This is a genomic window from Rothia sp. CCM 9416, from assembly GCF_048513535.1.
Classification (GTDB): Bacteria; Actinomycetota; Actinomycetes; order Actinomycetales; family Micrococcaceae; genus Rothia.
Genome location: NZ_JBLXXR010000002.1, coordinates 29,348 through 41,917, shown reverse-complemented (window position 1 = coordinate 41,917; position 12,570 = coordinate 29,348). Strand labels below are relative to the sequence as shown.

Here is a 12,570-nt window from a genome sequence, read left to right as displayed (position 1 = left end):
CTAGACCTTCTTGCTGCCGGAGGTATCGGGGAAGAGGGAGTCGGGGCGGGTTTTGCCGTCCCAGAGGAAGATATCGACTTTGCCGTCGGCACGTTGGGCGTTGGCGTAGCTGCCGGCCGATACGGGAACCGGGCGGTCACCTGGGTCGGTGAAGGCGCTGTCGTAGAGCATGCCGGGGCCGCCGTCGGTATCCAGGGAGCAACCGATTTCTTCCAGGTTGTGGGCATCTTCCAGGTGGGCTGGAGGAATGACGTAGCGTTCCTCGTACTTGGAGATAGCCATGAGACGGTACATCTCGTACATTTGGGCACCGGTCATGCCCACTGCCTGGGCGATCTCCTCCTTGCCCACCCCACCTAAGGTGATGTCACGCATGTAGGCACGCATAGCGGCCAGCTTCTTGAGCACATTGACCACGATGGTGGTGTCCCCGGCAGTGAAGAGCTCGGCTAAGTATTCCACGGGAATACGCAGGGCATCGATAGCACCAAAGAGGTTGTCCTGGCTCTCGGCATCGTGACCCTGCTCCTGGAGCAGGTCGATGATGGGTGAAAGCGGCGGGACATACCAGACCATGGGCATGGTGCGGTATTCGGGGTGCAGAGGAAGGGCGATCTTCCATTCCTTAGCCAGCTTATAAACCGGTGACTTCTGGGCAGCTGTCATCCAGGAGTCGGGGATACCCTGTTTGGCGGCCTCGCGGATTACCTCAGGGTCGAAGGGGTCAAGCATGATGTCCAGCTGTGCCTGGTAGAGCTGCTTTTCGTCGGGAACGCTGGCGGCCTCGGTCACCCGGTCAGCGTCGTAGAGGAAGATGCCGATGTAGCGCATGCGGCCCACGCAGGTTTCGGCGCAGACGGTGGGGATACCGTGCTCGATACGGGGGTAGCAGAAGGTACATTTTTCGGCTTTACCGCTCTTATGGTTGAAGTAAATCTTCTTGTAGGGGCAGCCGGTGATGCACTGACGCCAGCCACGACACTGGTTCTGGTCCACCAGCACGATGCCATCCTCCTCGCGCTTGTAGATAGCGCCGGAGGGGCAGGATGCCATGCAGGAAGGGTTGAGGCAGTGCTCGCAAATGCGGGGCAGGTAGAACATGAAGGTGCGTTCGAACTCGAACTTGATCTTCTCTTCTGACTGCTGGCGCACCTTCTCAACCAGGGGGTCCAGGTGGCCGTTTTCGGTCGCGCCGCCCAGGTTATCGTCCCAGTTGGGGCCCCACTCGATGGAGGTGTCCTCACCGGTAATCAGTGACTTGGGGCGGGCGGTGGGGAAATCATCGCCCAGCGGTGCGCTGGTCAGGTTCTCGTAGTCGTAGGTCCAGGGTTCGTAGTAGTCCGAGAGCTCGGGCTGGACCGGTGAAGCAAAGAGGGTAAAAAGCTTCTTGAAGCGGTTACCGCTCTTGAGTTCTAGACGGCCGCGCTTGTTGAGAACCCAGCCGCCCTTCCACTTCTCCTGGTCTTCGTAGCGGCGGGGGTAGCCCTGGCCGGGGCGGGTTTCAACGTTGTTGAACCACACGTACTCGGTGCCAGCCCTGTTGGTCCATGCCTGCTTACAGGTCACGGAGCAGGTATGGCAGCCCAGGCACTTATCGAGCGCCATAATCATTGATACTTGGGCCATAACGCGCATTAGTAGGTTACCTCCTGCTTGCGGCGGCGGATTCTGGAAACAATATCTCGCTGGTTACCGGTAGGTCCCAGGTAATTGAAGGCATAGGCCTGGTGGGCGTAGCCACCGATAATGTGGGTGGGTTTAACCATGATGCGGGTGACCGAGTTATGGATACCACCGCGCTTGCCGGTGCGCTCGGCCTTGGGCACGTTGACCAGGCGTTCCTGGGCGTGGTGCACGTAGACAACGCCTTCGGGCATACGGTGGGAAACCACCGCACGGCCCACAAAGACACCGTTGGTGTTCTCGCACTCAATCCAGTCGTGATCTTTCACGCCAATCTTTGCTGCATCCTGAGGGCTCATCCAGGCGTGGGTGCCACCGCGTGAGAGCGTCTGCATGTAGAGGTTGTCGTGGTAGGAGGAGTGGATAGCCCACTTGTTGTGGACGGTGACGTAGCGGACGGCAACGGAGAGGTCGCCGGTCTCGCCCAGCTCGGGCTCGCCAAAGAGGTTGTGCATATCTAGCGGGGGGCGGTAGACCGGGAGCTGCTCCCCCATCTCGCTCATCCAGTCGTGATCCAGGAAGAAGTGCATACGACCGGTCAGGGTGTGGAAGGGCTTGAGCTGCTCAATGTTCAGGGTGAAGGGCGCGTAGCGGCGGCCACCTGTTTCTGAACCTGACCATTCGGGTGAGGTGAAGACGGGAACCGGGCGGTCCTGGGTGTCGCGGAAGCGGATGCGCTTCTCTTCGTTGCCCTCGGCCAGGTGGTGCATCTTTTTGCCTACCCGTTGCTCCAGGGCTTTGAAGCCCTTAAGGGCAACCGGGCCGTTGGAGGTACCCGAGAGCGCCAAGATGGTGTCGGCCAGCTTGACGTCGGTATCTAGGGCGGGAAGACCCGCGCCCTTACCGCTGCCCATCACGCCGTGTTCTTGGGCTAGGGTTGCCAGCTCGTCGTTTACATCGACGGTCACGAACTTGGTGGTGGTTCCCAGTTTGGAGAGCAGGGGCCCCACCGAGGTGTACATGTCATAGAGAGCTGGGTAGTCACGTTCCACCACAGTAAAGACCGGCATATTCTTGCCCGGAATGCCCTGGATCTTCTGGTTCTTCCAGTCCGGGGCGTGACCACCGGGCTGGGCAATCTGGCCGGGGGTATCGTGCTGCAGAGGCACAGAGACCAGGTCCTTACGCACCCCCAGATGCTTCTTAGCCAGCTTGGAAAAGACGTAGGCCAGTTCCTTGAAAATCTGGTGGTCGGTCTTGGTTTCCCAAGGCGGGTTAATTGCCGGTGAGAAAGCGTGAATGTAGGGGTGCATATCGGTCGAGGAAATATCGTGTTTCTCGTACCAGGTAGCGGCAGGGAATACGACATCCGAGGACAGGGTCGAGGAGGTCATGCGGAAGTCGGTGGTGACCAGCAGGTCCAGTTTGCCCACCGGTGCATCGTCCTGCCAACCTACTTCATCGGGGCGGTTCTCGGCGTCCTTGCTGATCTTGGCGTTCTCATTACCCAGCAGGTGGCGCAGGAAGTACTGCTCACCCTTAGCCGATGAACCCAGTAGGTTATTACGCCAGAGCATGAGGGTGCGGGGCCAGTTAGCCGGTGCGTCGGCGTCTTCAACGGAGAACTCCAGATCCCCGGAGTTCAGGCGCTGGGCTACGTAGTCAGCGGGTGACTGGGCGGTACCGGCCTCCGTTGCTTCTGCACCCTTATCAGCCAAATCCAGGGAGTTCTCGGGGAACTGCGGGTAGAAAGGAGTCCAGCCCATGCGCACGGCGCGGGCCAAGAGGTCAGCGGTATGCACGCCGGCCAGTTCGCCCTTGGCCAGCGGTGACTGAAGCGAATCAGCAGAGTATCCGTCCTGACGGAACTGGTCGGTGTGCATATACCAGAAGCTGGTGCCAGCCTGGGTACGCGGTGGGCGGTACCAGTCCAGGGCGTTAGCCATGTGTGCCCAGCCGGTAATCGGGCGGGCTTTCTCCTGGCCAACGTAGTGGGCCCAGCCACCACCGTTACGTCCCTCGGCACCGCACATCATCAGCAGGGCCAAGATGGAGCGGTAGGTGGTATCACCGTGGTACCACTGGCAGATACCGGCGCCCATGATAATCATGGTACGACCGCCTGAATCAATGGAGTTCTGGGCGAACTGACGGGCAGTACGAATCACAGCATCGGCGGGTACCGAGGTAATAGCCTCCTGCCAGGCAGGAGTGTACTGGGTCTCTGCGTCCTCGAAGTTCGCTGCCCAGTGACCGGGCAGGCAGGGGCGGCCCACCCCGTACTGGGCCAGCATCAGGTCGAAGACGGTGGTAACTTCGTGGCCCTCAACAATAATGGTGGGAACGCCACGGGTCACTACCTTGCCTCGGCCTGAGGGCTCATCAAAAGCGGGGAGCTTAAGCTCAGCGGCACTGGTCAGGGTAGCTTGGGGCAAATCTAGGATAGAGAGCGCCGGCCTTACCCCCTCTAGGTCAAGGTTCCACTTACCCTCGTCCTGAGCGTTGTAGCGGTAACCCATAGAACCGTTGGGCACCACGACCTCGCCGGTTTCACGGTTGAAGAGGGCGGTCTTGAAGGCGGCATCGGCAGCATGGCGGTGAGCGGCCAGGTCAGCGGCGGTCAGGAACTTGGAGGGAACCTTGCTACCGTCTTCACGGGTTTCTAGGGTCACCAAGAAGGGAAAGTCGGTGTAGGTGCTGGTGTAGTCCTCAAAGAACTCCACCCGCTGGTCCACAAAGTTCTCTTTGAGAATGACGTGGCCCATGGCCATAGCCAGGGCGGCATCGGTGCCGGGCTGGGCGGGGAGCCATTCGTCGGCAAACTTGGTGTTGTCGGCGTAGTCCGGGGAGACAGAGACAACCTTGGTGCCACGGTAGCGAACCTCGGCCATCCAGTGGGCATCGGGGGTGCGGGTCACCGGAATGTTGGAGCCCCACATCATCAGGTAGGTAGCGTCCCACCAGTCGCCGGACTCCCGCACATCAGTCTGGTCACCAAAGACCTGGGGTGATGCTACGGGCAGGTCTGCGTACCAGTCGTAGAAGCTGGTCATCACACCGCCCATGAGTTCGATGTAGCGGGCACCAGAGGCGTGGGACACCATGGACTTAGCCGGAATGGGCGAGAAGCCGATGTTACGGTCAGGGCCGTAGGTCCTAATGGTGTGAATCTGGGCGGCGGCCACCATTTCTAGGGCTTCTGCCCAGCTACCGCGCACCAGGCCGCCCTTACCGCGCGCGCAGGTGTAGGCACGACGCTTGGCCGGATCCGAGACAATGGAGGCCCAGGCTTCAACGGGATCCCCCAGGCGGGTGCGAGCCTCGCGGTACATTTCCAGGAGTACACCGCGAATGTAGGGGTACTTCACGCGGGTGGGCGAGTAGGTGTACCAGGAGAAAGCCGCGCCACGGGGGCAGCCGCGCGGTTCGTATTCGGGGCGGTCGGGGCCGACTGTGGGATAGTCGGTTGCCTGGGCTTCCCAGGTAATCACACCGTCTTTGACGAAGACCTGCCAGGAGCAGGAGCCGGTGCAGTTGACACCGTGGGTGGAGCGGACTACCTTGTCGTGGCTCCAGCGGTTGCGGTAGAAAACGTCACCGGAGCGGCCACCGGTGAGGAAGGCGGCGCGGCCGTCGTCGGTTTCGTCCCACTTGGTAAAGAACTTGCCGAATTTGATGAGCTTATCGGTCATCGGCCCGTCAGGGCCTGCTGTGTGTGATGCCTGCTGAGTCATGAGTTTTAGTTTACCCAATAACTCGCATAAAAAATACCGAATAAAATTGTGTGCTAATTACCCTCCGCTACCCAGCAGAAAACGGCCTATTGGCCGGGGTCTATCAACAGCTTTGAGAGGGGCGCCGCCACCCCTTTTTTTATTCCGAGCCCCCAGTACTCAGCCAGGCGTCCAGGCCACCCTCTATGCTGTAGAGGTCACTAAAACCTGCGGCCGTCAGCAGCTTAAGCGCCTTGAGGGAGCGCACTCCGGCGGCACAGTAGAGGGCATAGCGGCCCTGGCGGCTGGGCAAAATAGCATCAATCGTCGGTTGCAGGCTGGTGTCCTGCCCAGCTTGCTCAATAAGAGACAGGGGTAGGTTAAAGCTCCCGGGCACAGCCAGCGCCCTATGCTCGTGGGGTTCGCGCACATCAAGGAGCGGCACATCGGCAAAATAAGGGGAGCCGATGATATCTGACCAGGTAACCTCAAGGCCGTACTGGTCAGGCTCGGCACCGTCCGGCTCAGGGAGCTGGTGCGGGCCTGTATTAAGCGCGGAGTTCTTGGCGGCCTCCCCCACCGGCCCGGTGGCAGAAAGAGGCTGGGAGGTCTGAGCACTAGAACCTGAATACGCCCGAGAGGCAAGCAACGGAATGTATTCCCACCTGCCGGTGAGCCCGCTGTAGTAGCCCACCTGGCCCAGCAGGGGTTGCCCGATACCGGCAAGGAGCTTGACCGTTTCAAGGGCCATAGCTGCGCCCACCACCCCAGCCAGGGCACCTATTACGCCGGCTCTTGCACAGTTAGGCACCGATCCCGGATCAGGTTCTGCCGGGTAGAGGTCCTCATAGCGGGGGCCGCGACCCGCCCAGAAAACACTCATCTGAGCATCAAAGCCCAAAATAGCGCCCCAGACGTGGGGGATGCCCAGGTGGGCCGCCGCACGAGAGGCTGTGTAGCGGGTTGGGAAATTATCGCTACCGTCCACCAGAACATCAACATCAGCCAGCAGATCAGCGGCGTTCTCATCACTTAGCCGCACTTTGAGGGAGTCAACCTGCACCAGAGGGTTGAGTTCACGCAGGGTCTGGGCCGCCGAATCAGCTTTCGAGCTACCCACCCGCGCGTAGGAATGAATAACCTGACGGTGCAGGTTCGACAGCTCAACCGCATCATCATCGAGCACCGTAATACGGCCAATCCCCGCGCCAGCCAAATACAGCAGGGCCGGGGAGCCCAAACCGCCCGCACCAATGACGGCAACATGAGCCCGGCTGAGCTTTTCCTGGCCTGCCTGCCCCAGCTCGGGTAGGATCATCTGCCTCCCGTAGAGGCGGTAGGCAAGGGGCGGGAGTTCGGGTGAGATCATGCGTTTTTCCTTCCGGCTACCGGGCGGGGGTGTCTATACCCACCCACTGCACTGATCCGTCGGTTAGTTCCTGTTCTTTCCAGATGGGCACCTGAGCTTTGATGCGGTCAGCGGCCAGGGAACAGGCGGTAAATGCGGTCCCCCGGTGGGCAGCGGCCGCCAGCACAGTCAAGGCTGACTGCCCGATAGGGATAGGGCCTACCCGGTGGGCGGCCCAGAGCCGGACCCCCGGGATCTCCTGTGCTACCGCTGCAAGGACATCTGCCAAAAAGTCAGCGGCCTGCGGGTGGGCACTGTAGGACAGGGCATGGACAGCCTGCCCGTGGTCGTGGTCGCGCACTATACCGTCAAAGACCACCAGGGCACCCATGGCAGCTGTCATGGTGGCCGCCTTGGCCTCTACCAGGAGCGGTTCCAGGGGCTCCTCGGTCACGGCAGTGAACACCACCTGAGATTCGGTAGGTTCTAGCGGTTTGCCTGCATAGGGGTTAGCCGTCGAAGCATCAAGCTGGGCATTCTGAGCGTCTTTAGTGGTCATGATAGTCCTCAAGCTGGCGGCAGATATGGGAGATAAGCGGGGTGAGTACCGTACAGCCGTCGCGCACCCCGCCCTTGGACCCGGGCAGGGTCATGATGAAGCTACGCCCGATCACACCGGCCACCCCGCGCGAGAGCACCGCCGCTGGTGTGTTCTGAAGCCCCTGCGCCCAGAAGGCCTGCATGATGCCGGGTACTTCTTTTTCTAGGTGGGGGCGTACAGCCTCTACGGTCATATCGTCACTGTTCAGGCCGGTGCCACCGCTGGTCAGGATAAAGGTGGGCAGGTTCCCAGCCTTGACCAGCTCATCAAAGTAGGGGCCGAAATCAGCATCGGCCACCACCACGGGGGCAGGGGTTTCAAAGCCCATCTGGCGCAACCAGTCAACGGCCAGGGGGCCGGATTCATCGGTGTAGATACCGCGGGCGGCGCGGGTGGAGGCCACAATCACCAAACCGGTGGAGTCCCTCGGCAGGGTGTAGGCCTTACTCATCATTCTTTGCCCCCTTGTGGGCGGCGGGCGATTGGCCTGCAACCGTCCAGTCACCGGACTTACCGCCGCTCTTCCCAAGCACACGGATACCGCTGATAAGGGCCTGCTTATCGACTGCTTTGACCATGTCATAGAGTGTCAGGGCAGCGCCGCTGACGGCAGTCAGGGCCTCCATCTCAACCCCGGTGACCCCGCGGGTTTTAACCAGTGCCTCAAGACGGATCCGGTCCTCCAACCGTTCAAAGTCCAGGGTGATTTTACCCAGGGGTAGGGGGTGGCAGAGGGGGATAATATCGGAAGTTTTTTTAGCCGCCATAATGCCTGCAACCCGGGCCAAGGGCAGGGCATCGCCCTTGGGTAGGTCGGCACCGTAGATTTTGTCGATAACATCGGGCCGGGTGATCAGGTAGCCCTCGGCAATAGCGGTGCGGGTGGTGCTATCTTTACCGGTGACATCGACCATGTGGGCGGTGCCGTCAGCTCTCAGGTGGGTTAGGTTATTGGTGTGGGTCATAGCGTCCTTGGGTTCTGCCGATGATGACGACAGCAATAAATAGGTATCTATTATACGGTATTGGTTTTTGTTGCTCAGAGCTGGTAGTAGCGCACGGTCTCTCCCCCCTTATAGGTCACGCCGGGTTCCAACTCAATCAGGGCATTAGCTTGAGCCGCGCGGTGGAGCAGGTGCGAACCGGTGGCCGTATCCGGTTCGACCAGAGCCTGCCGTGCTCCGCCCTCGGTCACCAGGTAGCGTAAGCGTGCGCGCAAGAACTGGGTCTTCTGGGCAGGAGCCTGTATGCGCTCTCCCAGCACCAACCGGCCTACTGTGCGTTCGGGTTCCTGGCCTTTGAGCCTGCCCAGGACGGGGCGAATAAGGAGGTGATAAGAAATCAGGGTGCTCACGGGGTTACCGGGTAGGCAGAGCACCGGGACGGTGAGGCCCGCTGTTTCCAGCAGGGCGAGCCCTTGGGGGCCTGCAGGCTGTTGGCTGACATGACCAAACCAGCAGTCGGTGACGCCAACTCCCTCGGGTGAGTGCTCGGCCAGGTGTGTTAAGGCCCGGCGAATGACCTCGTATTTGCCGTGGCTAATCCCGCCGCTGGTTACCACCAGGTCAGGCTTTTGACGGGCCAGCTCCCCCACCAGAAGGTTGATAAAGCTCTCCACTGCATCGGTGGACGATACCCGCTGCACCTGGCATCCGTCCTCCTGGGCAAGGGCCTGCAGCATAGGTCCGTTGGCATCAAAAATACGGCCAGCCTGCAGCTGGGTGCCCCCGTTAGTCAGCTCATCACCACCGGTGACGACTAAGAGCCGGGGCGGGGAGTAAATCTCTACTTTCTCTATGCCCTGGGCTGCTAAAGCTCCTGCGAGCGCCGGAGTCACGGTGCTCCCGGCAGGTGCCAGTAGGTCACCGGCTTTAATGTCCTCGCCGGTACTGCGCACAAACTGCCCCGGTGGGGCGGGGGCAAGTTCCACAAACTCCCCCTGAGCGGCAAAGCCGGCATCATCGCCCGGTCCGCTGAGGGGGCGGCTTTGTTCCACAGGAACCACAGTCTCATAGCCTTGGGGCAGGGGTGCGCCGGTCATGATGGGGTAGGCAATACTGTCCTTGATTTCTAGGTTTTTCGGTGCAGAACCGGTGGCAATGTCCTGCCCCACTCTAAAGGTTCGGTTAGCTTGCCCACCGGCCTGTGCGGTCAGGGCGTAGCCGTCCATCTGGGAGTTGGCGAAGGAGGGCGCGGGGTAAAGGGCCTGCAGATCGCTGGCAAGCTGACGACCTAGGCATTGATCCAGCGGTAGGATTTCGGTGCGCCGGTGCAGCCTGGTGACCAGCAGATCGCTGACCGCCTGGGCGTAGTCGCCCGGAGCGATAGGGGCACGGTCTGGCAGGGAGCTGGGCAGGTGGGTGGTCACGGGCGAAGCCTTCCTTTCAGTCTGCGAAGCCACAGGGCACAGCCTAAGGCGGCCAGAATCATCAGGTAGAGGGCAATGAGCATGAGCGCCCCGCCCAGGGCTTGGGTCATGTCGTTGGAGCTGAGCGCCAGCTCGATAGCTAGGGGGATGGTACGGGTGGAGCCCGCCACGTTACCGGCGAAGGTGACGGTGGCACCGTATTCTCCCAAGGCCCGGGCAAAGCTGAGGACGGCGGCTGTGAGCAGGCCCGGGGCGGCCAGCGGCAGGAGAACCCGGCTGGTGACTTCGGCAGGGCTGGCTCCTTCGAGCCTGGCGATTTCTTCATATTCCACGGGTAGTGCTCTGAGGGTGGTGACGGTGGTGGCGATAAAGAAGGGCAGGGCCACAAAGATTTGGGCCAGCAGGACGGCCAGCGGGGTGTAGCCCACAGATAGACCTGCGGTTTCGAGCCAGCTACCAACCAGCCCCCGTCTGCCCCAGAGGAAGAGTAGCGCCAGGCCCGAGACAACCGGTGAGAAGATAATGGGGGCGTAAATCAGCCCGTAAAGCACCCAGGTCAGGGGTAGGGCGCGGGTTCGTTCAAGAACGGTTGACAGCACCAGCGAAGTAGGAGTTCCCAGGAGGGCGCAGATAACGGTGGCCCCCAGGGCGGTGAGTGTTGAGAGACAGGTGGCTTCAAGTACTCCGGGGTCGTTGAGTAACTGGGGTAACTGCCGCCAGGGGATTCTGGTGAGTAGGGCAAGGAGCGGGCCCAGGATGAGCGCAAGTACTGCAAGGGCTGGTAGAGCCGCATGAGCTGGTACCGAGGTAAAGAGCTTTGCTCGACCTCTTGCGGAGGTGTCCCTGTTTTTGCTCATGGAATCTAGTTTAGGCGGGGTTGAAGCCGTAGTGGGCAAGAATGGCGCTAGCCTGTTCTGATTCGGCGAGCCAGCTGGCAAAATCTCTGGCTGTGGGGTTAGCCTGCCCCGCCTCAGTGAGGGCCATGGGGTAGCTATTGGATTCCAGACCGGGCAGTTCAATAATCGTAATGTTTTGGCTGGCGGAGAGCGCCTTAGCATCGGTGGAGTAGATAAAGCCGGCGTCGGCTTGGCCGCTTGAGATTTTGGTGGCAACGGCTGAGACGTTGGCTTCTTGGGTGGATTTTGCCGGTGTGATATCGGTTTGGGCCAGTTCTTGCTGGGCCAGTCGACCGCAGGGTACCTGGGGTGCGCAGAGGGCGGTAATGACACCGGGTGAGGCAAGATCATTGACTGAGCCGACGCTCGCTGGGTTACCCGGGGCTGTGGCTAGGACGAGTTTATTGCTTGCAATGACCTGCGGACTGGCTTGGGCTAGAGCGTCTATGTTGGCTTGGGCTGTCTTCATGGTGGCGGTGTCTGCCGTGATGAGCAGGTCAGCAGAGGCTCCTTCCCCCATCTGGGTCACCAGTTGGGACGAGCCTGCGTAGGTGGCGATAATCTCTACGTCAGGGTGTTCGGTGCGGTAGGCGGTTATGAGTTCTTCACCGGCTTGTCCCAGGGAAGCGGCGGCAAAGACCGTGACGGTGTGATCTGTCGTCTCTATTTGGGCAGAAGATGAGGCGCAGGCTGCCAGAGGCAGGGTCAGGCAGGCCAGGAGGCCGATAGTGGTTCTAATACGGGGCATTATGACTCCTGGTGGCCTGGGCAGACTGTTTTCTATAGATTAGTGTAGAGCAGAGTGGTGTTCGAGCTCAGGTTTCGATACCCTAAATATTACATTTTAAATACGAATTAACCTGTGGAAGTGTGGGTATGCCCCAGTCCTCTCAAACCAGTGACGCTATTAGCCTGGGGGCAAGTATCCCGGTGCGAGTCCCCCCAGCAGGGCGGGGCTCCGGCCTACCAGCCAGCGGCCCCCTTGCTGACCGCTGGGGCAGGGTTGCTACCGATTTGCGCATCTCACTCATGGATAAGTGCAATCTGCGCTGTGTCTACTGCATGCCGGTAGAGGGTCTTGACTGGCTCCCTACAGCCAGCCTTCTAACCGCCGATGAAATCTTCCGGCTGGTTGATGTTGGGGTGCGAGATCTGGGTATTGAGGAAGTTCGGTTTACCGGAGGGGAGCCGCTGGTTCGTGCCGATCTGCCGCACATTATCCGCCAGATTCGCTCGGCTTACCCCCACCTGCCTATCGCTCTAACCACCAACGGCATTGGCCTAGATAAGAAAGTAGACGCGCTCCTTGAGGCAGGCCTGAACAGGGTCAATGTTTCTCTGGACACCATCTGCCCCGAAACCTTTGCTCAGCTGACCCGCAGGGATAAGCTAGCCAGCGTGCTAGCCGGTATTGATGCGGCGGCTCAAGCGGGTCTGAGCCCTATCAAAATCAACGCGGTTCTGATGCGCGGCATCAACGACGCGCAGGGCCACCAGCTTCTAGCCTGGGCGCTTGAGGGCGGCTACCAGCTCCGCTTCATTGAGCAGATGCCCCTGGATGCAGACCGCTCCTGGACCAGGGAGGGCACCATCACCGCCCATGAGATCCGTGACAGCTTGGCCGCCCACTACGACATGGTTCCGCATGGTCGGCCCAGGGGAGCTTCCCCCGCCCAGCTCTGGGACGTTTTCCCGCTGGGGAGCACCGGGCAGTTGCCGGAGCTGTGGCCGCAGGCCTTGGGTCAGGTCGGTATTATCGCGTCAGTGACCGAGCCCTTCTGCTCGGCCTGCACACGCACCCGGATTACCGCTGACGGTAAGGTGCGCTCCTGCCTATTCTCGCTGACCGAAACCGATCTTATGGGCGCTCTGCGTGGCGGTGCAAGTGACCGGGAACTAGCCAATATCTGGCGGGGTGCCATGTGGACCAAGCCCAGGGCGCACGGTAAAGACCAGGCAGGTTTCGAGGCCCCCGACTTTACCCAGCCCGATCGTTCCATGAGTGCCATTGGAGGCTGACC

At 60.7% G+C, this 12,570-nt stretch carries 10 protein-coding genes; 1 reads left to right on the top strand and 9 read right to left on the bottom strand.

Annotated features, from left to right (window positions below):
* The 9 genes from narH to modA form a co-directional block, all read right to left on the bottom strand.
* Nucleotides 1–1,635 carry a nitrate reductase subunit beta gene (gene narH, locus ACN080_RS01295; protein WP_419112853.1) on the bottom strand — a complete coding sequence of 545 codons (1,635 nt, stop codon included), beginning with the start codon at nt 1,633–1,635 and terminating at the stop codon, nt 1–3.
* Nucleotides 1,635–5,357 (bottom strand): nitrate reductase subunit alpha, encoded by a 3,723-nt coding sequence (locus ACN080_RS01290; RefSeq protein WP_419112852.1) that lies wholly within the window; start codon nt 5,355–5,357, stop codon nt 1,635–1,637. The genes narH and ACN080_RS01290 overlap by 1 nt, the downstream gene beginning before the upstream one ends.
* A gap of 139 nt (nt 5,358–5,496) precedes the next feature.
* Nucleotides 5,497–6,705, bottom strand: a complete 1,209-nt coding sequence (locus tag ACN080_RS01285) for a ThiF family adenylyltransferase (RefSeq protein ID WP_419112851.1) — start codon at nt 6,703–6,705, stop codon at nt 5,497–5,499.
* 16 nt (nt 6,706–6,721) lie between these two features.
* The gene (locus ACN080_RS01280) at nt 6,722–7,243 is read right to left on the bottom strand and encodes a molybdenum cofactor biosynthesis protein MoaE (RefSeq protein ID WP_419112850.1); all 522 of its coding nucleotides are present in this window, start codon (nt 7,241–7,243) and stop codon (nt 6,722–6,724) included.
* Nucleotides 7,233–7,739 carry a MogA/MoaB family molybdenum cofactor biosynthesis protein gene (locus ACN080_RS01275; RefSeq protein WP_419112849.1) on the bottom strand — a complete coding sequence of 169 codons (507 nt, stop codon included), beginning with the start codon at nt 7,737–7,739 and terminating at the stop codon, nt 7,233–7,235. The genes ACN080_RS01280 and ACN080_RS01275 overlap by 11 nt, the downstream gene beginning before the upstream one ends.
* On the bottom strand, nt 7,729–8,250 hold the full coding sequence (gene moaC, locus ACN080_RS01270) for a cyclic pyranopterin monophosphate synthase MoaC (RefSeq protein WP_419099273.1): 522 nt from the start codon (nt 8,248–8,250) through the stop codon (nt 7,729–7,731). Before moaC ends, ACN080_RS01275 begins: the two co-directional genes overlap by 11 nt.
* Before the next feature lie 74 nt (nt 8,251–8,324).
* Entirely contained in the window at nt 8,325–9,653 is a 1,329-nt protein-coding gene (locus tag ACN080_RS01265; RefSeq protein ID WP_419112848.1) for a molybdopterin molybdotransferase MoeA, read from the bottom strand.
* Entirely contained in the window at nt 9,650–10,510 is an 861-nt protein-coding gene (locus ACN080_RS01260) for an ABC transporter permease (protein ID WP_419104848.1), read from the bottom strand. The genes ACN080_RS01265 and ACN080_RS01260 overlap by 4 nt, the downstream gene beginning before the upstream one ends.
* 10 nt (nt 10,511–10,520) lie before the next feature.
* A complete protein-coding gene (gene modA / locus ACN080_RS01255) occupies nt 10,521–11,297 on the bottom strand; it encodes a molybdate ABC transporter substrate-binding protein (RefSeq protein WP_419112847.1) in 777 nt (258 codons plus the stop codon).
* Nucleotides 11,298–11,425: 128 nt separating this feature from the next.
* On the opposite strand from modA, the gene moaA reads away from it, so the two are divergent.
* Nucleotides 11,426–12,568: a GTP 3',8-cyclase MoaA gene (gene moaA, locus ACN080_RS01250; protein ID WP_419112846.1), complete on the top strand. Its 1,143-nt coding sequence runs from the start codon at nt 11,426–11,428 to the stop codon at nt 12,566–12,568.
* The last annotated feature ends 2 nt before the right edge of the window (nt 12,569–12,570 follow it).

Excerpts from the sequence above, each read along its gene's own strand:
- moaA (WP_419112846.1), top strand. The coding sequence starts at position 11,426 with ATGCCCCAGTCCTCTCAAACCAGTGACGCTATTAGCCTGGGGGCAAGT.
- modA (WP_419112847.1), bottom strand. The coding sequence starts at position 11,297 with ATGCCCCGTATTAGAACCACTATCGGCCTCCTGGCCTGCCTGACCCTG.
- ACN080_RS01290 (WP_419112852.1), bottom strand. The coding sequence starts at position 5,357 with ATGACTCAGCAGGCATCACACACAGCAGGCCCTGACGGGCCGATGACC.
- ACN080_RS01260 (WP_419104848.1), bottom strand. The coding sequence starts at position 10,510 with ATGAGCAAAAACAGGGACACCTCCGCAAGAGGTCGAGCAAAGCTCTTT.
- ACN080_RS01280 (WP_419112850.1), bottom strand. The coding sequence starts at position 7,243 with ATGACCACTAAAGACGCTCAGAATGCCCAGCTTGATGCTTCGACGGCT.
- ACN080_RS01285 (WP_419112851.1), bottom strand. The coding sequence starts at position 6,705 with ATGATCTCACCCGAACTCCCGCCCCTTGCCTACCGCCTCTACGGGAGG.
- narH (WP_419112853.1), bottom strand. The coding sequence starts at position 1,635 with ATGCGCGTTATGGCCCAAGTATCAATGATTATGGCGCTCGATAAGTGC.
- ACN080_RS01275 (WP_419112849.1), bottom strand. The coding sequence starts at position 7,739 with ATGATGAGTAAGGCCTACACCCTGCCGAGGGACTCCACCGGTTTGGTG.
- moaC (WP_419099273.1), bottom strand. The coding sequence starts at position 8,250 with ATGACCCACACCAATAACCTAACCCACCTGAGAGCTGACGGCACCGCC.